Genomic DNA, 22,109 nt, shown 5'->3' with positions numbered 1-22,109 from the left:
TTTTCGTTATTTAAAACCGTATCGTTTCAGTAAAAATACAGGAATCCCAGAAAATAGCACTAACATAATGGCATAAGGCGTGGCTGCCGCATATTGCGCATCAGATGTATATTCCCACACTGCGGTTGAAAGCGTTTTAATGTCATTCGGTGTGAGTAATAGGGTTGCGGTAAGCTCTTTCATTAAGTTTAAAAAAACTAAAGCAAATGCAGCAGCAATCCCAGGTAACATAGCGGGAATAACTAAGGTACGGAAAATATAAAAGTTGCTACGCCCTAAGCTTTGCCCCACCTTTTCGATGTTATCAGACATCTGTTCAAGCGATCCTCGTAAGGTCGTTTGAGCCATTGGAAGATAAAGCATAAAGTAGGCGACCACGACCATCGCAAAGGTTTGATAAAATGAATACGCATAGTTGATGGTAAAGAAAACCAACGATAATGCGATCACGAGCCCCGGTACTGCATGAAGTAGATAAGGGATGCGATCAAGCCAAATTGTTAATTTACTGCGATAGCGTACTGCCGCCCATACTAATGGTAAGGCACAAATAACCGTAAGTGTAGCCCCAAGCGTAGAGATGGTCAGTGAGTTTGTGAAAGCGGTAAAAAATTCCCCAAAATCGACCGCACTTTCAATGGAATTTCCTACTTTTAGCCAATAAATCAGCATGGTAATTGGCACCCCAATACTGAGCACAAAAATGGTTGTAAAGAAACTCACGACTAAAATTTGTTTTCCAACAGAGAGCGTTTTCAATGGATAAGGGCGTATTACGCCTTTGCCACTTTGATAGAGTGTTTGTGTGCCTCTAAAACGAATTTCTCCCATCACCACAAGGATACAAATCACCATTAACACACCAGAAAGTAAAGCGGCAGTGTTGTTATTAAAGGCCATTTCATATTCTTGGAAGATTGCCGTAGTGAAGGTTTGATAATTTAAAATAGAAACCGCACCGAACTCCACTAACATATGAAGGGCAATTAATAATACGCTACTGCCGATAGCGGGTTTGAGTTGCGGGAAAATCGCATGCCAAAATGTATAAGCCTGGCTTTTCGCCAGTGAAAGGCTCACTTCTTCTAAAGAGCGATCGAGTCTTTTTAAGGTTGCAGCCACAGGGAGATAAGCAAGCGGGAAAGAACTCAGCGTCATAATGCCGATGGTTCCCCAGAAGCCTTCCACTCTAAAGGTGAGACTGATCCAGGTAAAACAGCTGACAAATGCAGGAATACAAAGCGGAAGCGTCATGGCAACTTGGAAAAATCCTTTTCCCCAAAAGCGATAACGTTCTAATAAAAATGCACATAGTGTGCCGAGAATAATGGCAAAAAGCGTGACAAATACCATTAAAAGTAGCGTATTACTGAGCAATTCCCACATTCTTGGGCGCCAAAGTAGCTCAATACTACGAGCCAATCCAACATCCGCAGCTCGTTCAATAACATATAAAAAAGGGAGTAATAATGGCAAACTAATCAGCACGATTAAGGCAATAAGCCAGCGAGGAGGGCGATTAGACACAAAAAATCCTTTGAAAATATCAGTGTAGAGTAAGTAGAGTAAATAACAGAAGGGCGTGTATTACACGCCCTATATTACATAGCATAGCAAACTAAACTTATTTCAAACCAGCTTCTTCAATAAGTTTGTTTGCGTTGTCTTTGTCTTCAGAAGTCGTTGCAGAAACAACAGGTGCTTCTAATTTCGCATAAGGTTCCATGTTAAATGGGGAAACCACATCAGAGCGAAGTGGGTATTCTGCACGTACAGAAACAAATGCTTCTTGCCCTTCTTTACTTGCTAAGAAATCAACGAATTTTTTCGCTTCTTCTTTATTTTTAGATCCTTTTAATACCGCTGCACCAGAATAAGTTACTAATGCACCGGGATCTTGATGACGAATAAAGTAAAGACGCGTTTTGAGGTTATCAGCACCTTTTTCTTTCGCGAGTGCATACCAGTAATAGTTGTTGATTAACGCTGCTGGTACTTCGCCATTTTCAACCGCTTGAAGAGCAACGCTGTTTTTCGCATAAAGTTTACCGTTTTCTTTTAAGCCTTTTAACCATTTAAGAGCGGCATCTTTACCTTTTAATTTGGTAATCGCAACAACTTGCTCTAAGAATGCGCCTGAAGTTGGAACGTAACCAATTTTATCTTTCCATTTTGGTGTTGCATAATCTAACACGGATTTTTCCATGTCTTTTTCAGATAATTTAGTGTGATCGTAAACCACTACTCGAGAACGACCGCTTAATGCGACCCAGTCTTTTTTCGGTGCAACAGGAACGCCCTTGTGTGCAGTTTGTTTAATAGTATCTGCAGAAAGCGGTTCTAATAAGCCTGCATCAGACAGGGCAGCGAAAGGTGCAGTTTGTTCAGAAAAGAATACGTCAGCAGGGGTTTTATCGCCCTCTTCTTTTAATTGACCTGCAAGTTGATCGCTTTTTGCACTGTTTAAGGTCACTTTAATACCCGTTGCTTTTGTAAACGCATCGGCAACGGCTTTTGCACCTTCTTTATGTTGTCCGTTGTAAACGGTAATATCTGCAGAAGCGAAGCCTGCAAATGCCATTAAGCCAGTAAGGGCGGCAATTTGAAAATGTTTAATTTTCATAAAAACTCCTTTATATTATCGGGGGAAGGGAAATATAGCTAATTCTCTGAAAACAAGAATTGTCCCATTGTAATATACTTAAAACAGATAATGCAAATAATTATCAAATATTTTATTTATATCAAAATTTTATATTTCATGCTATTTTCTTACTTTGTTACTTATTAATCTTTTTACATAATGTAGAGCAAACATCTTGAGTAGGAACGGATATGAACATTCAGCAAATCATTAAACAACATCATCTAGAACTCTTATTCCAGCAAGGCACTTTTGGGATTGAAAAGGAAAGTCAACGGGTGCATTCGGATGGTTCAATAGTGACATCATCGCACCCCAAAGCCTTTGGTAATCGTCGTTTCCACCCTTACATTCAAACAGATTTTGCAGAAAGTCAGTTGGAATTAGTGACTCCTCCGATGAAAAAATTAGAGGATACATTGCGTTGGCTTTCTGCTATTCATGAAGTAACTTTGCGAACTTTACCGGAGAATGAATTTATTTTTCCTTTCAGTATGCCTGCGGGGTTACCGCCAGAGGAGCACATTAAGGTCGCACAATTAGATAATCATGAAGATGTGGCTTATCGTGAGCATTTAGTCCAGTCTTACGGTAAATATAAGCAAATGGTCTGTGGTATTCATTACAATTTTCAAATTGCCCCTAAATTTATTGAAGCCTTATTTCATGCACAAAATGAAACACAAAGTGCGGTTGATTTTCAAAATGATTTTTACCTAAAAATAGCGAAGAACTTCTTACGTTATCAATGGATTTTGCTTTATTTGTTTTCTGCGACACCAACGGTAGAGGAAAAATATTTCAGAGGCAATTCACCCCTTAAACCGCATCAATATGTGCGGAGTTTACGTTCAGGGAAATATGGTTATGTGAATGATCCGAAGATCCACGTCTCTTATGACAGTTTGCAAGAGTATGTTGAGACCTTAGAACACTGGGTGAAATCGGGTGATTTGATTGCGGAAAAAGAATTTTACTCAAGTGTACGCTTGCGTGGTGCTAAAAAAGCACGAGATTTACTTGAAAAAGGAATTCAATATTTAGAATTCCGTTTGTTTGATCTCAATCCGTTTGCACCTTACGGAATAGAGCTTGATGATGCGAAATTCATTCATTATTTTATTTTGTTACTGGCATGGCTTGAAGATACGGCTGATCAAGAGGGCGTAGAATTAGGTAAAGCACGTCTTGCAGAGGTAGCATGGGAAGACCCAAGACAGCAAAGTGTTTATGCGGTAGAAGGGGAATTAGTCCTCCTTGAAATGCTCAAAATGCTTGAGCAACTCAATGTAAGTGATGAGATAAAAACGATTGTTAAAGACAAATTAGGGCAATTTGCGGATCCAAGCCAAACGCTTTGTGCAAAAGTGGTCGCGGCAATTGAACAGGTCGGTAGTTATCAACAATTAGGTGCTGATATCGCGCAATCCAATAAAGCAAAAGCCTTTGAACGTTTTTATGCATTAAGTGCGTTTGATAATATGGAACTGTCCACACAGGCGTTATTATTTGATGCAATTCAAAAAGGATTAAAGGTTGAGATTTTAGATGAACGCGATCAATTTCTCAGTCTTCAATTTGGCGACCATTTGGAATATGTGAAAAACGGTAATATGACTTCTCACGATAGCTATATTTCCCCACTCATCATGGAAAATAAAGTGGTGACAAAGAAAGTGTTGGCGAAAGCCGGATTTAATGTACCTCAAAGTATCGAGTTTACCGATGTGAAAAGTGCGGTCGAAAATTTCCCACTTTTTGAGAATCGAGCTGTCGTGATTAAGCCCAAATCAACGAATTTTGGTTTAGGTATCAGTATTTTCCAACAAGGTGTAACGGATAGAGAGGATTTTGCAAAAGCAGTAGAAATTGCTTTCCGTGAAGATAAAGAGATCATGGTTGAAGATTATCTACAAGGCACCGAATACCGTTTTTTTGTGCTAGGTGATCAAACGTTAGCTGTCTTATTACGTGTGCCAGCAAATGTCATTGGAGATGGGGTACATACCGTTGCTGAATTAGTCGCCGCAAAAAATGATCATCCTTTACGGGGCGATGGTAGTCGTACACCATTGAAAAAAATTGCATTAGGAGATATTGAGCAGTTGCAGCTTAAGGAACAAGGCTTAACCGTGGATTCTATTCCAGCGAAAGATCAACTTGTCCAATTACGTGCGAATTCCAATATTAGTACAGGCGGTGATTCTATTGATATGACGGATGAAATGCATGCCAGTTACAAAGAAATTGCGGTCGGGATTAGCAAAGCAATGGGGGCGGCAGTGTGTGGCGTGGATTTGATTATTCCTGATTTGAAAAAGCCGGCAGAACCGAGCCTACGCTCGTGGGGTGTGATTGAGGCAAACTTTAATCCTATGATGATGATGCATATTTTCCCATTTAGTGGACAATCTCGACGATTGACAATGAATGTGATTAAGATGCTTTTCCCAGAATTGCCTTAATTTGGTTATCGGGCTTCATCAGTTGGTGAAGCCCGTTTTACATTCATCATAATTAGGCTAAAATGGAGACAGTATTCACAATTCTTAAATGAAATTTAATGACAACGTTTACCTTAGAACCTCAAGAAAATGATCGTCTGCAATCCCTTTGCGGTGCATTTGATGAAAATATCAAACTGATTGAAAAAGAATTTAACCTCAATATTTCCCGCAATAATTTCACTTTTACCCTGAAATCAAATGATGAAAATCCCAAATCTCACCATGAACAATTAATTGATCGTGCGGCTAAATTAATCCAAATATTATATGTGGAGACTGCACCAATTAAGGGGAAAGTGAAAGAACTTGATTTAGAAGATGTGCATATTGCCTTGCAAGAGAGCAGAATGTTGTCTCAAGCGGGAAGTGAGTCACGTAGTGAAAATCAGGTCTATAGCACCACAATTAAAACTAAGCGTGGTTTGATTAAACCGCGTGGTGAAAATCAAATTCAATATTTACACAATATTCTTACGCACGATATTAGTTTTGGAATTGGACCTGCTGGAACAGGGAAAACCTTTTTAGCCGTGGCGGCTGCTGTTGAGGCATTAGAGCGTCAAGAAATTCGTCGAATTTTGCTGACTCGCCCTGCCGTAGAGGCTGGCGAAAAATTAGGTTTCCTGCCGGGTGATTTAGGCCAAAAAATTGAACCTTATTTACGACCACTTTATGATGCATTATTTGAAATGCTAGGCTTTGAACGCGTACAAAAATTGATGGAGCGCAATGTGATTGAAATCGCACCATTGGCTTATATGCGCGGGCGTACACTGAATGACAGCTTTATTATTTTAGATGAAAGCCAAAATACGACGGTCGAACAAATGAAAATGTTTTTGACTCGTATTGGTTTTAATTCCAAAGCTGTGATTACGGGGGATGTGACCCAAATCGATTTACCGCGTAGCACTAAATCGGGTTTACGTCACGCCATGGAAGTGTTAAGTAAAGTATCGGAATTAAGTTTTAACTACTTTGAAAGTAAAGATATTGTGCGACATCCTGTGGTGGCAAAAGTAGTGCAAGCTTACGAAGAATGGGAAGCCCAAGATGAAATCCGCCGTCAAGAAATCGCTGCGCAGCGTCGAGCTGAACGTGAGCAAAAAGTGCGGTCAGAAAATGAAACGAATTTAGGAGAATAACATGGGCAATATGATTATCGATTTGCAACTGGCCTGTGAAAATACAGAAGGCTTACCATCAGAAGAACAAATTCTGCAATGGGCAACTGCTGCAGTGCAACCAGAAAGTGATAATGTGGAAATGACGGTGCGCATTGTGGATAAAGCGGAAAGTCATGATTTAAATTTAACTTATCGTGGAAAAGATCGTCCAACTAATGTGTTGTCTTTTCCTTTTGAATGTCCTGACGAAGTGGAATTACCGCTGTTGGGCGATTTAGTGATTTGTCGTCAGGTAGTAGAGCGTGAAGCTATCGAGCAAGAAAAGCCTTTAATGGCACATTGGGCGCATATGATTGTGCATGGTAGCTTACATTTGCTGGGCTACGATCACATTGAAGATGATGAGGCCGAAGAAATGGAAAGTTTAGAAACTGAAATTATGCAGGGTTTAGGCTTTGCCGATCCTTACCTTTCAGAAAAATAATGACGATTTGGAGCAATTATGTATAAAGCCGTATTCAGCGATTTTGATGGTACCTTATTAACGTCGGATCATCGAATTTCGCCTAAAACCTTAGATGCAATTCAACGTATTACAAACCAAGGTATTCCATTTACACCTATTTCTGCTCGTTCACCGCTTGGTATTTGGCCTTATGCGAAACTCATTGAAAATTACAACATCATTGTGGCATTTAGTGGCGCCTTGATTTTAGATAAGAACGCCACGCCTATTTATTCGGTACAAATTGATCCCGCTGATATCCAAGCCATTAACCAAGTATTAGCAGATCATCCTGCGTTAGGTGTCAATTATTATACCTATGATGATTGCGTTGCTCGAGATTTAGATAATAAATGGGTGATTTATGAACGTAGCGTAACGGGCATCCAGATTGATCCTTATGATGAAAGTGTGGTTTATTCTCCGCATAAAATCCAAATCATTGGTGAAACAGATGAAGTGATTGGTATTGAGCAAATCTTGAAAGAGAAATTCCCGCATTTAAGCATTTGCCGTTCTCATGCGAATTTCCTTGAAGTGATGCATAAATCCGCGACAAAAGGCAATGCCGTACGTTTTCTCGAAGATTACTTTCATGTGAAGATGGAAGAATGTGTTGCTTTCGGTGATAACTTTAACGATTTAGATATGCTAGAAAGCGTAGGATTAGGCGTGGCAATGGCCAATGCACCTGATGAAATTAAACAAGCTGCTAATCGTGTCACTGCTTCGCATAATGATGATGGAATTGCATTAATATTGAATGAGATTTTTCCTGAATAAATAAAAAGGCGCTTTCTATAAAAAAGCGCCTTATTCATTATAGTGCAGCTAGCGCAGCTTCATAATTTGGCTCATCTTTAATTTCAGAAACCAGTTCACTATGTAATACGTTGTTGTTTTCATCTAAAACAATCACTGAACGTGCGGTTAAACCTGCGATTGGACCTGTTGTGATGTTTACGCCTAAGTTTTCATGAACTTCTTTATGACGGAAAGTAGAAAGTGTTTCTACGTTCTCAATACCTTCCGCACCGCAGAATCGTGCTTGTGCAAAAGGTAAGTCCGCTGAAATACAAAGTACCACGGCATTCTTTAAATTAGCCGCTTGTTGATTGAATTTACGAACAGAAGTTGCACATACACCTGTATCAATACTCGGGAAAATATTTAAGACCTTGCGTTTTCCTGCATAAGCATCAAGCGTGACGTCAGCAAGTTCTTTATTGGTGAGTGTAAGTGCGGTTACTTTTTCCCCTTTTTTTGGAAAGTTACCGCTTACTTCAATGGGATTGCCCATCATTGTTACTTTGCTCATAAAAGCTCCTATTTCTCATTTCCTAAATTAAGCACTTTTTTAAGTGCCGTAAAAAATTTGTCATTTTCTTGCGGTAAGCCAATGCTGATGCGCAAGTGATTTGGCATGCCATAACCTGCAATTGGGCGTACAATCACGCCTTCACGCAATAATGCATCATAAATTGGTGCAGCAGGTTGTTTAAAATCAATGGTAATAAAGTTACCTTTAGACGGAATAAAGTCTAAGCCATATTGTTGACAGAAGGTTTCATAACGTTTCATTTCTTGGCGATTATTTTCCGCCACTTTTTCCACAAAAGCGTCATCGTTCATCACTGCAATCGCGCTGGTTAAAGCGAGACTGTTACAGTTAAATGGCTGACGAACACGGTTTAATAAATCTGCAATTTCAGGATTAGAGACCGCGTAGCCAATGCGTAAACCTGCAAGTCCATAAGCTTTTGATAGAGAGCGTGAAACGATAAGGTTCGGATATTTTTCCAGTAATGCAAAAGAATTAACGCGTTCATTTGGATGAGTAAATTCAGTATACGCTTCATCTAGTACCACAATCACATTTTCAGGTACTTTGGCCAAGAAAGCATCCAATTCAGCTTCAGTTAAGAAATTCCCCGTTGGATTGTTGGGATTGGCAATAAAAATCAGTTTGGTTTTATCTGAAAGTGCGGTCAAAAATCCGTTTAAATCATGTCCCCAATCTTTAGCGGGGATTTCTTTTGCGACGGCATTAATAGCTTTCGTCACTAAAGGGTAAACAATAAAAGCATATTGTGAATAAATCACTTCATCATGCTCACCCGCAAAGGTATGAGCAAAGAGCTCTAATAAATCGTTAGAACCATTGCCAAGGGTGATTTGGTTTGGTTGCACACCAAATTTTTTTGCAATAGCTGTTTTAAGTTCAAAACCATTTGCATCAGGGTAGCGAGTTAAATGATCAAGTTGGGCTTGAATGGCTTTTTTCGCACTTTCAGGAAAGCCGAAAGGGTTTTCATTTGAGGCCAGTTTAACGATATCCGTAATGCCTAATTCGCGTTCGAGTTCTTCGATAGGTTTTCCGGCTTGATAAGGTGAAAGAGATTTTACGCCTTGATTGGCAACGTTGATGTATTGCATATGCTTTCCTTATAAAGACGAGCGGGCCTTTCAGCCCGCACGTTGAGTTTAATTAACCAGGATAATTAGCTGTTTTCAGCTTCAAATTTTTTCATGAATTCAATAAGCGCTAGTACACCTTCTAATGGCATTGCATTGTAGATAGATGCACGCATACCACCTAACACTTTGTGACCTTTTAAGGCTTGAAGACCTGCAGCTGTAGATTCCGCAACAAACTTAGCATCAAGTTCAGGATTGCCTGTCACAAATGTGACATTCATGGTTGAACGGTTTTCTTTAGCCACGACGTTACGATAGAGTTTGCTGCTATCAATATAATCGTAAAGGGTTTGCGCTTTCTCCGCATTGCGTTTAGCAATTTCTTTTAAGCCACCAATCGCTTGAATGTGTTTGAAAACCAATGAACAGAGATACCAAGCAAATGTTGGCGGGGTATTGATCATTGAGTCTGCATCACGCTGTGTGGCGTAATTCCAAATTGATGGTGTTGCTTGGCGAGCATGACCAATTAAATCATCGCGAATAATCACAAGTGTAATCCCTGCTGGGCCAAGATTTTTTTGTGCACCCGCGTAAATGACACCAAATTTGCTAATATCAATTTCGCGAGAGAGCACATTAGATGACATATCGGCTACAAGTACCGCATTGCCCACATTCGGTACATCAAAAATTTCTACACCACTGATGGTTTCATTTGGGCAATAGTGAACGTAATCGTATTGTTCCGCAATGTCACTGAAATCAAGGTTGGTAATGCGAGTGTGATCACCATTTTCTACAATGGTAATTTCATCAATTTCAGCAAAGTTACGCGCTTCTTTCGCTGCAGTTGCAGACCAGTGACCGCTATTTAAGTAAAGTGCTTTGCCTTTCTCACCAATTAAGTTCATCGGTAAGGCTGCAAATTGACCACGTGCGCCACCTTGTAGGAATAACACGCGATAATTATCTGGAATGTTATACACTTCGCGCAGATCTTTTTCTGCTTGAGTAATCAATTCCATAAAATATTTGCCACGGTGGCTGACTTCCATCACTGACACACCTTGACCAAGCCAGTTAGTTAGCTCAGCTTGTGCTTTGTGTAGTACCTCAGGGAAAATCATGGCTGGACCAGCACTAAAATTAAAGACTTTTGACATTGTGTTTCCTTATTTTATTTTGAATAGATTCTTCATTTTTACCACTACCGAATAGGATAATCAACTAAATCAAACAGTTTTTTGATCTAATCCATTAATTTAAATTTAAGCTTTTGACGGAGACGAAAAAAAAGGCTACATTACCTAAAGTTTGTTTTTAACTTTGAGAGAGTCGATCATGGGAAATGTAAATAAATCCTTCCAAGAAGTATTAGAGTATGTGCGTTTATATCGTTTAAAAAATAAACTTAAGCGCGACATTGAAGACAACAACCGCAAAATTCGTGATAACCAAAAACGTGTCTTATTATTAGATAACTTAAATCAATATATTCGTGATGATATGAGTATTGAAGATGTTCGTGCAATTATTGAAAATATGCGTGATGACTATGAAGGTCGTGTAGATGATTACAACATTCGCAATGCGGAACTTTCTACTCAACGCCGTGAAACGAGCAATAAGATGAAAGAACAGAAAAAAGCCCACGCGAAATTAGTGAAAGATTCATCAAATAAAATCACGTTATAAAATCCTAAAAGAAATGACCGCACTTTGTTGAAGTGCGGTCATTTTTTATGGTGTTTTTAGGATGAACTATAAATGATTAAACATCATAAGTGCCCATCACCACAGCTTGATCTAGAATATGCCCTTGCATCGCAAAATGTAGATCATTGAAACGGAATCCTGGTTTAAGGTTAAGTTTGGTATCGAGCGCATACACAATAAGCTCGTAACGATGTAAGCAGTTTGGTGGTGCCATACCACCATAGAATGAGGCTTCTTCAATATCAAATTGACCTAATTTACTCGCCCAAGTATTTGCACCTTGTACATAATCTGTTGCAGTTTGGCTTTCATTTTCTTGGATAACCGTACGTTCAAGATCCGCAATGAGCCAATGAATCCACACAAAACCACTTGCCGTAATCGCATCTTTATCTTCTAAGACAACCGCAAAGGATTTAGTGCCTTGAGGGGCATCGTGAATTTCAAATGGAATAGAGTAGGTTGGCATGCCATTTGGGCTAAATTGTGTGCCGCGTTTGCCATATTTGTCTTCAAATGCACCATTTTGAATGGCTGAACTGGTTACAAACATTGTTTTCTCCTTAATTTCTCACGGAATACACTTTAAATTTAGTGGTTTGAGCAAGTACGTCAAACTTACCGAAATGTTGTGCTAATAAATCGGGATAGGGCAGAAATGCATTAGCAACAATACGCAGTTCTCCGCCTGCTGTTAAATGCCATTTTGCTTGTTGAATAAGCTCCTTTACCGCACGATAAGCGGTATCGATTCCATCGTGGAAAGGTGGGTTTGAAATAATCAGATCAAATTTTCCCTCAATATGGGAAAACACATCGCTTGCGATAACATTGCCTTCAAGCTGATTTTCTGCCAGTGTTTGACGAGCAGATTGAATTGCCATCGCATGAATATCAGTCATTGTTACCTCCGTTTTCGGATGATATTTTTTGATCATTGAACCAATGACACCTGCCCCACAACCAACGTCTAACACTTTACCTTGAATTGGTGAGGTTAAAGTGGAAAGCAGAAGTGATGTTCCGCTATCAAGTTCATTGGCACTGAATACACCCGGCAAGCTGTAAATACGGAGATCGCCTAATGCATCATTTTGGTAGCATTTCCAATAAGATTGAAGCTCAAAGTGCGGTTGTTTTTGTAAGGAAAAATGATATAAACCGCAACGACGCGCTGAGTCAATTTTGCCAATTTCACCATAAGGTTCAAGCAGTTTTTCAGCTGAACGGGCACCGCAACGATTTTCACCGATAATCAACACTTCTTGACCAATTTTACTTTTGGCAAGTAGTTGCATCAGCTGAAAATTCACTTCTTGTTTATTCTTCGTCCAATAATAAATAATCAAATCGGCTTGTGGTTGAAATTCAACCTCAAAATTGACCGCACTTTGGGTTTTAGCATAATCAAAATACCAGCTCCAAATTTGTACGGATTGACAATGTTTTTGCAATATTTGAGGAAAATCATCGTTAATGCCGCCGGCAAGAAGAATTGATTTACCGTTAAAAAAGGGAAGATGGCGCTGTAAAACTTCGCTTTCGAGAGAAATCACGCTTTAAATCCTGTAGTTTATTGGTTAAAATTATGCATTATTCTAGCAAAAGATAACGATTTAGACGCATTTATTAAGGAATTATTTATGAAAAAAATCATTACTGCCGTCGCCATGGCAAGTTTATTGTCCGGCTGTCAATTACTCGAACAACTTCAAGGCACTAAGCAACAGCCTTCAACCTTACCAACAAGCTCAAAAATTGAATTACCTGCTGCACAAGCACAAAGTTTAGATGCGCAATTTGAGCGAATCAAAAAGGGTAACGAAGAAGTCACATTTAATGGTGAGAAATTCTATAAACAAACGAAAGCCTTTGATAAATCAGAAGATCCGCGTTTCTTAAGTGGTGCGGCAAGTGTAGATCGTAGTAATCGTAAATTTATCACTAGTGAAACCTACTACTTAAAAGACCTTTCACATGTTTCAGCATTAACGACAAAATATCTTGATGCAAACAAAAAAGTATGTGAGTTAAAAACAATTGGTAACGCTTCAGATGTTTATTATGCTTGTGATGGTAAAGATTTCCAACGTTTTATCGCCGTGGTTTATCAAGCGAAAAACATTCTTTCTTTCCGTAGCTTAAAAGCATATCAAGAAAAACCAACTGAAGCGCAAGAACAAGCGATTGTTAAAGGTTTAAGAGATTATCCGTTAGATACTATCGCTCGTTAATCTATGGATAGACGCAATCTTCTTTTAAATGAAATGGGGATAACCCGTTGGCAGCTCCATCGTCCAGAAGTATTACAAGGGGCGGTTGGTGTGAGTGTGTCTGAGCAAGTGAAATTTATTGTGGTGGCGAAAGATAATGTATCTAACTCCCCACTTTTTTCAGATGTTCGACTTGCACTTGAGTTAAATAAAGAAGATTGCCTTTGTTTGAATTTTGATCAAATTCAACATATCACATTACAACATTCTGTGCGGTATTGGTTATTAGCTGAAAATGCTGATGAAATCGACCGCACGTTGCCTTATTGCTTAAATGCAGAGCGTATTTATCGCTCCGTTGATTGGCAACAATTTCAGCAAGATAACCAAGCTAAGCGTGAGCTTTGGCAACAAATCCAACAAATTTAATCATTATGCCTTCTCTATTTCCTATTGAAGAATGCGATATGGATCGCTTATATGAAATTGAACAAGTTGCGCATCTTGTGCCTTGGTCATTGGGAACCTTGAAAAATAATGTCGGCGAACGTTATCTTAATCTAAAATTAGTGGAAAAAGAGCAAGTACTTGGTTTTGCTATTTGCCAAACGGTATTAGATGAAGCGACATTATTTAATATTGCGATAGATCCGGTTCAACAAGGAAAGGGCTATGGTTCGTTTTTATTGCAAGGTTTAATGGATAAGCTTAAAGAGAAAGGTATTCAAACGCTTTGGCTTGAAGTGCGTGAATCGAATCCTGCTCGTTTCCTTTATGAAAAGCTGGGATTTAATGAGGTTGATATTCGTAAGAATTATTATCCGAAACCAGATGGTGGACGAGAAAATGCTGTCGTGATGGCATGTTATCTCTAGCATGAAAAAGTGCGGTCAATTTTGACCGCACTTTGTTTATTTGAAAAGTAAGACATTACACTTCTTCTGCTGGGAAGACAAATGGATTTAATCCACTGCGTGCGAAGCCTTTTTCTTCCATTTCAATATCTAAGAAAATTGATGCTAAATCATCGGCTACCGCTTCAACATTCGGATCTTTTTCTTGGAACATGATTTTTAAGTAGCTTTGGCAATCGCCACAGGTTTCTGCACGAACAAGAGCAAGCTCTTCATTTAATGACCACATTTCAAGATTTTTGTGTTCATTGCAGTTTGTACATTGTGCGCGCACTAAATTCCACTCACTTTCACAGAGATTGCAGTGCAAATAGCGTAAACCTTGTGAAGTACCGATATGGACAACACTTGACACTGGTGCAGAACCACAAACTGGACAGTAATGTAGATTGTCAGTTCCTTCTTGGCGACTGTTATGAGGAATTTGTTGAGCCAGTTGTAACCAATAAAGAGAAAGCGCAGCCCAAATAAATACTGCTTTATCGGTGCTCACTAAATTAAATTCTTGGCTTAAAAGATGGCTAGCCATTTCTTCAAGCTCTTTATCAGAGGCTTTTTCAAGATTCTCAATCGTAGCAATAACCTGTTCATTTGCTTTTGGTTTAATGCTATGTAAAATTTCTTTGAGATATTCAATCCAAATACTTGAGCGTTTAAATGTTTTAGTATTTAACGGTTCAAGTTCATCTAAATTATCGAAATGCTGTTTTTCTAATGGATTTTTTTCAAATACGCTTAATTGGCTTTCCACAACATCTGCAGCAAAGAGTAAATAATCAGCCAATGGATGATCTTTCGCTAATTCTCTTAAACGTTTTGCACGACGTTGATAAAGATTTTTAGGGTTAGCAAACAAAACAGGCGGAATATCGTATGAATTCGTTTTTTGTTTGATTTCGTCTGCAGATAAGATTTTGATACTCATAATTGTCTCTTAAGTATTTATAAGAAAAAGTGCGGTCAATTTTAACCGCACTTTTTGATTTTAGCCATTGATACCTTTGAACAATGCTTTGGTTTTTACTTTTTTACCTTCAGCTTCGTTTTTAAGGTCTTCTTCTAGCTTAGGAAGTACTTCTTCGTTATACCATTTCGGGTGGTGTTTTTTCGCCCAGCGAACGGTTACCCAGCCTTCCACGATACCACGAATGGAGCCTTTTACCCAGAATGCCATGTACATGTGTACCAAGATACCGGTGAACAACATGAATGCACTTAAAGAGTGAAGTAAAATCGCAAAACGTAATACCGGAATAGAGAAGTAGTGCGAGAAAAATTGACGCCACATAATGATGCCAGTTACAAGCAAGGTAACCATTGCCAAGTTCAATGTCCAGAATAACATTTTTTGACCAAGGTTATACTTACCGTTATAAGCAACAGCGTGTTCATTTCCTTTCAATACTTCAAGCATGCCTTTTAACCAGCGGATATCGTTTTTCTCTGGAATGTTGTGATCCCAGTAAAGATAGCCAAGGAAAATAAAGGCAACAAACATAATGATACCGGTGAACGGGTGAATTGCTCGCGCCAATTGCGGGGTACCTAAAATCTCAGTTAACCACGCAAAATCTGGGAAGAAGAATGCTACACCAGTGAACATCGTCATAAAGAAGCAGATTACGAGTAGCCAGTGGCTAAAACGAGCAGGCGTTCTATGACGAATGATTCGAGTATCATTGCTAATCTCAATCTTACTCATCTTTGCCCCCTTTTCTATCTTCTTCTTCAAATATTTCGTGATGATCTTCTACATCTTCTTCCACGTTTGGACCTACAGCTAAGTAGTGACCAATTTCAGCAAGTGCTAAACCACCCATTGCCACAGCTGCTACCGGTTTCAAGATATCTTTCCACACAGTGACAGAGAGGTCAATTTGTGGATCTTTAGGAAGACCGGAATAAAGCTCTGGTTTATCCGCATGGTGTAATACATACATTACGTGTGTACCGCCCACGCCTTCAGGGTCATAGATGCCCGCGTTTTCGTAACCACGTGATTTTAAGTCAGCAACACGTTGTTCTGCGTAGAGTTTCATTTCTTCTTTAGAACCAAAACGAATTGCACCGGTTGGACATGTTTTCACGCAAGCAGGTTCTTGGCCTACAGAAACACGATCCACACAAAGGGTACATTTGTACACGCGGTTGTCGTCTGGGTTCATACGTGGAATGTTGAACGGACAACCTGCGATACAGTAACCACAACCGATACATTTATCAGATTGGAAATCCACGATACCGTTCGCATACTGGATGATTGCACCAGGTGCAGGACAAGCTTTTAAACAGCCTGGTTCTGAACAGTGCATACAACCATCTTTACGGATTAACCATTCTAAACGATCATTTTCTTCTACTTCGTTAAAGCGCATTACCGTCCATGCTTTTGCATTGAGATCTACTGGGTTATCGTAGATCCCCACACATTTTGCATTGACGTCAGAGCGGATATCATTCCACTCTGAACAGCCCACCTGACAGGCTTTACAACCAATACAGGTGGATACATCGATTAATTTTGCTACTTCAACTTTATGATCTCGCGCTTGAGGTGCCGGCGTAAAACCAGACGTAGCGGAGACCTTGATAATGTCTTGCGATTGAACGCCTTGACCATTTCCTGCCATATTATGCCTCCGCCTTCTCGATATTTACCAAGAATGTTTTATATTCTGGTGTTTGTGTAACCGATTCACCCCAAGATGGTGTTAAGGTATTGGTTGAGAAACCACGGTTACCTTTACCATTTAAGGCTTTCATATTCCAGTGAATTGGAAGACCTATATGGTGTACGGTACGTCCGTCGACTTCTAAATCTTTCAAACGTTTCGTTACGACTGCGACGGCTTTAATATAGCCACGGCGAGAAGTAATTTTCACCATATCACCTTTTTGGATACCTTTTTCTGCCGCTAATTTTTCACCGATTTCCACGAATTGTTGTGGTTGAGCGATGATATTTAACGCAGATTGAGCTGTCCAACTGTGGAAGTGCTCGGTCAAACGATAAGTCGTTGCCACATACGGGAAGTCTTTATTTGAGCCGATAAATTCGCGGTCTTCTTTATAAATACGAATTGTCGGATCAGAGACTACACTTGGATGCAGTGGGTTAGTATCAATTGGGCTTTCAATTGGTTCATAGTGCTCAGGCACTGGACCACTTGTAATTTTATCTACTGCAAATAAACGGCCTACACCTTCTGCAGACATAATGAATGGACCTGCATCAGAGCCTGGTGGTTGTGTACCATAGTCAGCCACATCATGCCAGTTCCAGTTTTTACCGTTCCATTTGATTAATTGACGGTGTTTATCCCAAGGATTACCGTTAATATCAAGTGAAGCACGGCTATAAAGGACACGGCGGTTTGCTGGCCATGCGAAGCCCCAACCTAATGTACAACCTAAACCTGAAGGGTCAGAATTGTCACGGTTTGCCATTTGGTTACCTTTTTCAGTCCATTGACCTACGTATATCCAGTTACCTGCAGAGGTTGTACCGTCATCACGTAAGTGAGCGAATCCGTTAAGTAATTGACCTTTCTTATAAACCACATTACCGTTTGCATCTAAAAGATCTTCAAGGGCATAACCATTTAATTCTTTTGCTAACTCTGCGGAGCTTGGTGCATGCGGTTGTGCATAGTTCCAAGTCATCGCTTCGAAAGATTCTAAACCTTTTGGTTGAATACCTTTTTTCAAGTCTTCTTGATAGAGATGATGCATCTCTTCACGAATCATAGAAAGAATTTCAACATCTGGTAGTGCTTCACCTGGTTGGTCACAGCCTTTCCAGTGCCATTGTGCCCAACGACCAGAGTTGGCAATAGAGCCATCTTCTTCTGCGAAACAAGTAGTTGGTAAACGGAATACTTCAGTTTGAATATCTGCTGGGTTTACATTGTTTGATTCACCAAAGTTTTTCCAGAATTCAGAAGATTCAGTTTGAAGTGGATCCATTACGATTAAGAATTTCAATTTGCTCATACCTGCAACAGTTTTGTTTTTGTTCGGTAATGAGTTTAATACGTTGAAACCTTGTAAAATCCAACCGTTCAATTTGCCATCATTCATTAACTTAACATGAGTGATAGGATCATATAAACGATCTGCTTTTGGTAAGAAATCGAAGCCCCAACCATTTTCTTTGGTTGCTTTATCACCATAGAACGTTTTCATCATACTGACGAAGAATTTCGACGTATTACGATAGTAGTTTGTTTGGTTTGGTACGATATCTTTTGGCGTAATCGCATTAATGTATTGTTCGTAAGAGCTATCTTTGTCATTTGGTAGACGCATATAACCTGGTAAAGACATCGGCAATAAGCCCATATCAGTTGTACCTTGAACGTTTGAGTGTCCACGCAATGCATTAATACCACCGCCTGGCATACCCATGTTACCTAAGAGTAATTGGATCATTGCCATTGAGCGAATGTTTTGTGTACCAATTGTATGCTCAGTTAAACCTAACGCATATAAGTGCGTCATAGTTTTGTTTGGAGCAGAGGTTTTACCAATCTCTTCACAGATTTGTAAGAAGGTTTTTTGTTTGACGCCTGTGATACGCTCAACCATTTCTGGGGTATAGCGAGAGACGTGATCTTTCAAGATATTAATCACACAACGTGGATCTTGTAAGGTCATATCACGTTTAGCAAAACCATTTTCATCAAATTGGTAATTCCATTTAGATTTATCGTAAGTGCGTTTTTCTTCATCAAAACCTACGAATAAACCATCTTCGAATTTGAAGCCTTCATCAATTAAGAATGAAGCATTGGTATAGTGTTTAACGTATTCGTGTTGGATTTGATTAGTTTCCAATAGGTAACGGATCACACCCATTAAGAATGCGATATCAGTACCAGAACGAATTGGCGCATGAAGGTCAGCTACAGACGCTGTACGGTTAAAGCGAGGATCAACTACGATGATTTTTGCACCGTTTTTCTTCGCTTCGATCGCCCAACGGAAGCCAACAGGGTGAGCTTCAGCAGGGTTACCGCCTTGAACGATAATAAGATTGGCGTTTTTGATGTCAACCCAGTTGTTTGTCATGGCACCGCGACCAAATGATGGAGCAAGACTTGCTACCGTTGGTCCGTGTCAAGTATTCGCTTGGTTACACATCGGCACTATGCCCATCATTCGAACCCATTTGTGGGTAAGAAGTGCGGCCTCATTACTAATGGCAGAGGCGGTCATAATACCTGTAGTTGTCCAACGGTTAACGGTTTTGCCACTTGCATCTTTTTCAACAAAGTTGGCATCACGGTCATCTTTTAGCAAGCGAGAAATACGTTTGATTGCATCTTTCCAAGAAATACGTTCCCACTTGTCAGAACCTGGTGCACGATATTCAGGATATAGTACGCGACTTTCACTATTAACATAGTCTAACGCACCTGCACCTTTCGGACACAACGCACCACGGCTTACCGGATGGTCTGGGTCACCTTCAAGGTGGAATAATTTAGAACGGGTATTGGTACCTGTGTGGCTACTTAAGGAATCGTAAGGTTTACCTGTGCTATATAGCAACATACCACAGCTTACAGAACAATATGTACAGGTGTTACGGGATTCAAACGCCCGTAATAATTTGTACTCACGTGGCGCTGCTAAAACAGATGATGGTGCAAAGCCCAACATTGCCGCAGACGTCCCCGCCATACCACCTGCACAGATCTTAAAGAACTTACGTCTAGAGACCTGCATAATCACTCCTTCATAACGGCGAACCGTTAAGATATTTAGATAGTATAAATTCGTATAGATAATTTATTTGATTTCGTTAAAATAACGTCATCAACATTAAATTGATTATAAAAATGACCAATTTAAACGGGCGCAATTTTAACTATTTTTTAACCATAAATCTATAATCAATACTTGTTATAGTCGCTTAAAAAGTTGAGCTAGATCACAAAATAAATATTTTTTGTTAAAAAAAAGTAACATTTTTGATACAGATATTTTATTGGGAAAACATTATGCACTGGATAATCAACAAAACGATTAATTTCTTAAAAAAAATACCCGAAAATCCAACCGCACTTTTTATTGAAAAGCAAGATAGTCTGGCGGCGGAAGTTCCTGTTTCACTTGTCTATAATGGTATTGCGCATACTGTTATGATGTGCTCTCCACAAGATTTAGAGGATTTTGCTTTAGGCTTTTCATTAGCTGAAGGCATTATTGAGAAAAAAGCGGATATTTATGGCATTGATGTGGTAGAAGTGTGTAATGGTATTGAAGTACAAATTGAATTATCTAGCCGCCAATTTGTCGCATTAAAAGATCATCGTCGTACTTTAACGGGAAGAACGGGATGTGGCATTTGTGGTACAGAACAAATTTCACAAGTCTATAAAAAATTGCCAAAATTAGACCGTACTTTCCAATTTAATTTAAATTTATTAGATGGCTGCTTAGAGCAATTACAAGCTAATCAAACACTCGGAAAAGAAACAGGGGCAACACATGCAGCTGCCTTTTTTGATTTATCTGGTAATCTATTGGCAATTCGAGAAGATGTAGGGCGACATGTGGCACTAGATAAATTAATCGGCTGGCATGCTAAACAAAATCAACCACAAGGGTTTGTGCTGGTTTCGAGTCGCGCCAGTTATGAAATGGTTCAAAAATCAGTGGCTTGTGGTATCGAGTTACTTGTTGCGATTTCTGCCGCGACAGATCTTGCGGTGAATATGGCTGAACAACACAATCTTTCCCTTATTGGTTTTGCGCGCCCAGGAAAAGCCAATATCTATGCGGGTAAAGAGCGGTTGGTTTTAGTTTAGTTTTATCTATTAAAAACAAGTGCGGCCAAAAACACGACGATTTTTGACCGCACTTTTTGTTTATTTCTTTTATTCTTTTGGCGATTTACTCTCTAAGAGTACTTCAGAAACCCAACGTTGGGTGAGACGTTTACCTTCTTGATCTGTACCAAATTTCATAAAATCAATATCCACGAGTTTTAATTTGCTAGCCGGCAGGAAACCTGGTGCAGGTTCAGCATGGATATTGGTTGGAAGTTGATAAGAGTCAGATTCTCGCCACGGAATTTCTTGCGCTTCTTTGCTTAGCACAAAATCCATAAACAGCTTAGCATTATCGAGGTTTCTTGCTCCTTTAATAATACTAGCTCCGCCTAAAGAATAGCCTACGCCTTCGCATGGTAGAATCCCTTCAACGGGTGCACCGTTTTTCTTCTCACGCGGATAAACCAACATAAAACCTAAATCAATTGCTACGGTACCATTTGCTAAATAGTTGCTCGCAAGACCAGTTTTGGTATGTTGCATGAGATTAGGTTCTAATTTTTTCAAATAATTGAAAGCTTTTTCTTCTCCCCATAATGTAGAAAAAGTACTGATAAGTGAATACCCCGTACCTGAAACGCGTGGATCCGGATATTGAATTTGCCCTTGATATTCGGGTTTTATCAGATCCGCATAACATTTTGGTGCAGGAATATTTAGTTCTTTTAATTTTTTAGTATTTACCCCAATGCCAAGTTCCATTAAGTAAATTACAGAGGTGAAATTACCGCGTTGCTCCATTAAAGATTTAAACTGCGGCATAATGTCTTTTTGTAATGGGGAACGATAGGATTCAAGTAAGCCTAATTCTGCAGCTTGAAGATGAGGTTCAATAGTGCCGCCAAACCAGAAATCAGCTTGTGGGTTTTCTTTTTCAGCTTTAATTTTGCCTAATACAACGCCTGTACTATTACGTACAAATTGTGCATCTATATTGTATTTTTTACTAAAGGCTTGCGTGACTTTTTCGCATACTACGTTTTGTACACTGCAATACACGGTGAGTTTGCCTTCAGCCTGTGCTTGAGAAGTGTACGCGAGGGCGGTTAGGGCTGAAAGTGCGGTTAATTTTAACGTGGTTTTTATTGACATTATGTCTCCTTTTTCTTCGTCAATATTTAGTAATTATTTGATATTGCTAATATAAGCGAGCGGAGGAAATTTGTAAATATTGGGATTGTTTAAACGCATAATTCCCACTATAATCCCCTGTAAATTTAACC

The 22,109-nt window shown here is 39.4% G+C and carries 21 protein-coding genes; 9 read left to right on the top strand and 12 right to left on the bottom strand.

From position 1 onward, the window contains the following. Positions 1 to 6: 6 nt before the first annotated feature. Together RDV53_RS00245 and RDV53_RS00240 are read right to left on the bottom strand one after the other, a co-directional pair. Positions 7 to 1,527 (bottom strand): ABC transporter permease, encoded by a 1,521-nt coding sequence (locus RDV53_RS00245; protein ID WP_005696417.1) that lies wholly within the window; start codon positions 1,525 to 1,527, stop codon positions 7 to 9. 97 nt (positions 1,528 to 1,624) lie between these two features. After that, positions 1,625 to 2,623 (bottom strand): iron ABC transporter substrate-binding protein, encoded by a 999-nt coding sequence (locus tag RDV53_RS00240; RefSeq protein ID WP_005696416.1) that lies wholly within the window; start codon positions 2,621 to 2,623, stop codon positions 1,625 to 1,627. Between the two features lie 212 nt (positions 2,624 to 2,835). Between RDV53_RS00240 and gshAB the strand changes: the two genes are divergently transcribed. The 4 genes from gshAB to RDV53_RS00220 all read left to right on the top strand — a co-directional run bounded on the left by gshAB (position 2,836) and on the right by RDV53_RS00220 (position 7,566). Next, positions 2,836 to 5,109: a bifunctional glutamate--cysteine ligase GshA/glutathione synthetase GshB gene (gene gshAB / locus RDV53_RS00235; protein ID WP_005696415.1), complete on the top strand. Its 2,274-nt coding sequence runs from the start codon at positions 2,836 to 2,838 to the stop codon at positions 5,107 to 5,109. Between the two features lie 98 nt (positions 5,110 to 5,207). Continuing rightward, entirely contained in the window at positions 5,208 to 6,296 is a 1,089-nt protein-coding gene (locus RDV53_RS00230; RefSeq protein WP_005696414.1) for a PhoH family protein, read from the top strand. A gap of 1 nt (position 6,297) precedes the next feature. Beyond that, positions 6,298 to 6,762: an rRNA maturation RNase YbeY gene (ybeY, locus tag RDV53_RS00225; protein ID WP_005696413.1), complete on the top strand. Its 465-nt coding sequence runs from the start codon at positions 6,298 to 6,300 to the stop codon at positions 6,760 to 6,762. 18 nt (positions 6,763 to 6,780) lie between these two features. Then, positions 6,781 to 7,566 (top strand): Cof-type HAD-IIB family hydrolase, encoded by a 786-nt coding sequence (locus tag RDV53_RS00220; protein ID WP_005696412.1) that lies wholly within the window; start codon positions 6,781 to 6,783, stop codon positions 7,564 to 7,566. A gap of 37 nt (positions 7,567 to 7,603) precedes the next feature. Here RDV53_RS00220 and tpx read toward each other — a convergent pair whose 3' ends face one another. The 3 genes from tpx to serC all read right to left on the bottom strand — a co-directional run bounded on the left by tpx (position 7,604) and on the right by serC (position 10,367). After that, entirely contained in the window at positions 7,604 to 8,101 is a 498-nt protein-coding gene (gene tpx / locus RDV53_RS00215; RefSeq protein WP_005696411.1) for a thiol peroxidase, read from the bottom strand. Between the two features lie 8 nt (positions 8,102 to 8,109). Then, positions 8,110 to 9,219, bottom strand: coding sequence for a histidinol-phosphate transaminase (gene hisC / locus RDV53_RS00210; RefSeq protein ID WP_005696410.1), 1,110 nt, complete (start codon positions 9,217 to 9,219; stop codon positions 8,110 to 8,112). 65 nt (positions 9,220 to 9,284) lie between these two features. Then, complete coding sequence (serC, locus tag RDV53_RS00205; protein WP_005696409.1) at positions 9,285 to 10,367, bottom strand: 3-phosphoserine/phosphohydroxythreonine transaminase; 1,083 nt, start codon at positions 10,365 to 10,367, stop codon at positions 9,285 to 9,287. Positions 10,368 to 10,545: 178 nt separating this feature from the next. Between serC and RDV53_RS00200 the strand changes: the two genes are divergently transcribed. After that, the gene (locus tag RDV53_RS00200; protein WP_005696407.1) at positions 10,546 to 10,899 is read left to right on the top strand and encodes a DUF496 family protein; all 354 of its coding nucleotides are present in this window, start codon (positions 10,546 to 10,548) and stop codon (positions 10,897 to 10,899) included. 76 nt (positions 10,900 to 10,975) lie between these two features. On the opposite strand, the gene RDV53_RS00195 is transcribed toward RDV53_RS00200, so the two are convergent. Together RDV53_RS00195 and rsmC are read right to left on the bottom strand one after the other, a co-directional pair. Further along, the gene (locus RDV53_RS00195) at positions 10,976 to 11,473 is read right to left on the bottom strand and encodes a YbhB/YbcL family Raf kinase inhibitor-like protein (protein ID WP_005696405.1); all 498 of its coding nucleotides are present in this window, start codon (positions 11,471 to 11,473) and stop codon (positions 10,976 to 10,978) included. A gap of 10 nt (positions 11,474 to 11,483) precedes the next feature. Next, positions 11,484 to 12,476 (bottom strand): 16S rRNA (guanine(1207)-N(2))-methyltransferase RsmC, encoded by a 993-nt coding sequence (rsmC, locus tag RDV53_RS00190; protein WP_005696403.1) that lies wholly within the window; start codon positions 12,474 to 12,476, stop codon positions 11,484 to 11,486. Between the two features lie 87 nt (positions 12,477 to 12,563). Here rsmC and RDV53_RS00185 point away from each other — a divergent pair, with 87 nt between their 5' ends. From RDV53_RS00185 to rimI, 3 genes are read left to right on the top strand one after another with little or no spacing between them, the layout of a single operon-like run. Then, positions 12,564 to 13,154, top strand: coding sequence for a hypothetical protein (locus RDV53_RS00185; protein WP_005696401.1), 591 nt, complete (start codon positions 12,564 to 12,566; stop codon positions 13,152 to 13,154). Positions 13,155 to 13,157: 3 nt separating this feature from the next. Continuing rightward, entirely contained in the window at positions 13,158 to 13,562 is a 405-nt protein-coding gene (locus RDV53_RS00180) for a DNA polymerase III subunit psi (protein ID WP_005696400.1), read from the top strand. Positions 13,563 to 13,567: 5 nt separating this feature from the next. After that, the gene (gene rimI / locus RDV53_RS00175) at positions 13,568 to 14,008 is read left to right on the top strand and encodes a ribosomal protein S18-alanine N-acetyltransferase (RefSeq protein ID WP_005696399.1); all 441 of its coding nucleotides are present in this window, start codon (positions 13,568 to 13,570) and stop codon (positions 14,006 to 14,008) included. Positions 14,009 to 14,063: 55 nt separating this feature from the next. On the opposite strand, the gene fdhE is transcribed toward rimI, so the two are convergent. From fdhE to fdnG, 4 genes are read right to left on the bottom strand one after another with little or no spacing between them, the layout of a single operon-like run. Beyond that, positions 14,064 to 14,972, bottom strand: a complete 909-nt coding sequence (fdhE, locus tag RDV53_RS00170; protein ID WP_005696398.1) for a formate dehydrogenase accessory protein FdhE — start codon at positions 14,970 to 14,972, stop codon at positions 14,064 to 14,066. Positions 14,973 to 15,032: 60 nt separating this feature from the next. Further along, on the bottom strand, positions 15,033 to 15,749 hold the full coding sequence (locus tag RDV53_RS00165; RefSeq protein ID WP_005696396.1) for a formate dehydrogenase subunit gamma: 717 nt from the start codon (positions 15,747 to 15,749) through the stop codon (positions 15,033 to 15,035). After that, positions 15,742 to 16,677, bottom strand: a complete 936-nt coding sequence (gene fdxH, locus RDV53_RS00160; RefSeq protein ID WP_005696395.1) for a formate dehydrogenase subunit beta — start codon at positions 16,675 to 16,677, stop codon at positions 15,742 to 15,744. The genes RDV53_RS00165 and fdxH overlap by 8 nt, the downstream gene beginning before the upstream one ends. A 1-nt stretch (position 16,678) precedes the next feature. Next, on the bottom strand, positions 16,679 to 19,777 hold the full coding sequence (gene fdnG / locus RDV53_RS00155; RefSeq protein ID WP_147286813.1) for a formate dehydrogenase-N subunit alpha: 3,099 nt from the start codon (positions 19,775 to 19,777) through the stop codon (positions 16,679 to 16,681). Between the two features lie 275 nt (positions 19,778 to 20,052). On the opposite strand from fdnG, the gene fdhD reads away from it, so the two are divergent. Continuing rightward, entirely contained in the window at positions 20,053 to 20,862 is an 810-nt protein-coding gene (gene fdhD, locus RDV53_RS00150) for a formate dehydrogenase accessory sulfurtransferase FdhD (RefSeq protein WP_005696392.1), read from the top strand. A gap of 69 nt (positions 20,863 to 20,931) precedes the next feature. Here fdhD and RDV53_RS00145 read toward each other — a convergent pair whose 3' ends face one another. Beyond that, positions 20,932 to 21,978, bottom strand: coding sequence for an ABC transporter substrate-binding protein (locus RDV53_RS00145; protein ID WP_005696391.1), 1,047 nt, complete (start codon positions 21,976 to 21,978; stop codon positions 20,932 to 20,934). Positions 21,979 to 22,109: the final 131 nt, after the last annotated feature.

Source organism: Haemophilus parainfluenzae ATCC 33392, from assembly GCF_031191205.1.
Lineage (GTDB): Bacteria > Pseudomonadota > Gammaproteobacteria > Enterobacterales > Pasteurellaceae > Haemophilus_D > Haemophilus_D parainfluenzae.
The sequence above is the reverse complement of the archived record's forward strand: the minus strand, read 5'-3'. Positions and strand labels throughout refer to the sequence as shown.

Bases quoted from the DNA above. Each gene is read 5' to 3' on its own strand.
- RDV53_RS00240 (WP_005696416.1), bottom strand. From the start codon at position 2,623: ATGAAAATTAAACATTTTCAAATTGCCGCCCTTACTGGCTTAATGGCA.
- gshAB (WP_005696415.1), top strand. From the start codon at position 2,836: ATGAACATTCAGCAAATCATTAAACAACATCATCTAGAACTCTTATTC.
- RDV53_RS00230 (WP_005696414.1), top strand. From the start codon at position 5,208: ATGACAACGTTTACCTTAGAACCTCAAGAAAATGATCGTCTGCAATCC.
- ybeY (WP_005696413.1), top strand. From the start codon at position 6,298: ATGGGCAATATGATTATCGATTTGCAACTGGCCTGTGAAAATACAGAA.
- RDV53_RS00220 (WP_005696412.1), top strand. From the start codon at position 6,781: ATGTATAAAGCCGTATTCAGCGATTTTGATGGTACCTTATTAACGTCG.
- tpx (WP_005696411.1), bottom strand. From the start codon at position 8,101: ATGAGCAAAGTAACAATGATGGGCAATCCCATTGAAGTAAGCGGTAAC.
- hisC (WP_005696410.1), bottom strand. From the start codon at position 9,219: ATGCAATACATCAACGTTGCCAATCAAGGCGTAAAATCTCTTTCACCT.
- serC (WP_005696409.1), bottom strand. From the start codon at position 10,367: ATGTCAAAAGTCTTTAATTTTAGTGCTGGTCCAGCCATGATTTTCCCT.
- RDV53_RS00200 (WP_005696407.1), top strand. From the start codon at position 10,546: ATGGGAAATGTAAATAAATCCTTCCAAGAAGTATTAGAGTATGTGCGT.
- RDV53_RS00195 (WP_005696405.1), bottom strand. From the start codon at position 11,473: ATGTTTGTAACCAGTTCAGCCATTCAAAATGGTGCATTTGAAGACAAA.
- RDV53_RS00185 (WP_005696401.1), top strand. From the start codon at position 12,564: ATGAAAAAAATCATTACTGCCGTCGCCATGGCAAGTTTATTGTCCGGC.
- RDV53_RS00180 (WP_005696400.1), top strand. From the start codon at position 13,158: ATGGATAGACGCAATCTTCTTTTAAATGAAATGGGGATAACCCGTTGG.
- rimI (WP_005696399.1), top strand. From the start codon at position 13,568: ATGCCTTCTCTATTTCCTATTGAAGAATGCGATATGGATCGCTTATAT.
- fdhE (WP_005696398.1), bottom strand. From the start codon at position 14,972: ATGAGTATCAAAATCTTATCTGCAGACGAAATCAAACAAAAAACGAAT.
- RDV53_RS00165 (WP_005696396.1), bottom strand. From the start codon at position 15,749: ATGAGTAAGATTGAGATTAGCAATGATACTCGAATCATTCGTCATAGA.
- fdxH (WP_005696395.1), bottom strand. From the start codon at position 16,677: ATGGCAGGAAATGGTCAAGGCGTTCAATCGCAAGACATTATCAAGGTC.
- fdhD (WP_005696392.1), top strand. From the start codon at position 20,053: ATGCACTGGATAATCAACAAAACGATTAATTTCTTAAAAAAAATACCC.
- RDV53_RS00145 (WP_005696391.1), bottom strand. From the start codon at position 21,978: ATGTCAATAAAAACCACGTTAAAATTAACCGCACTTTCAGCCCTAACC.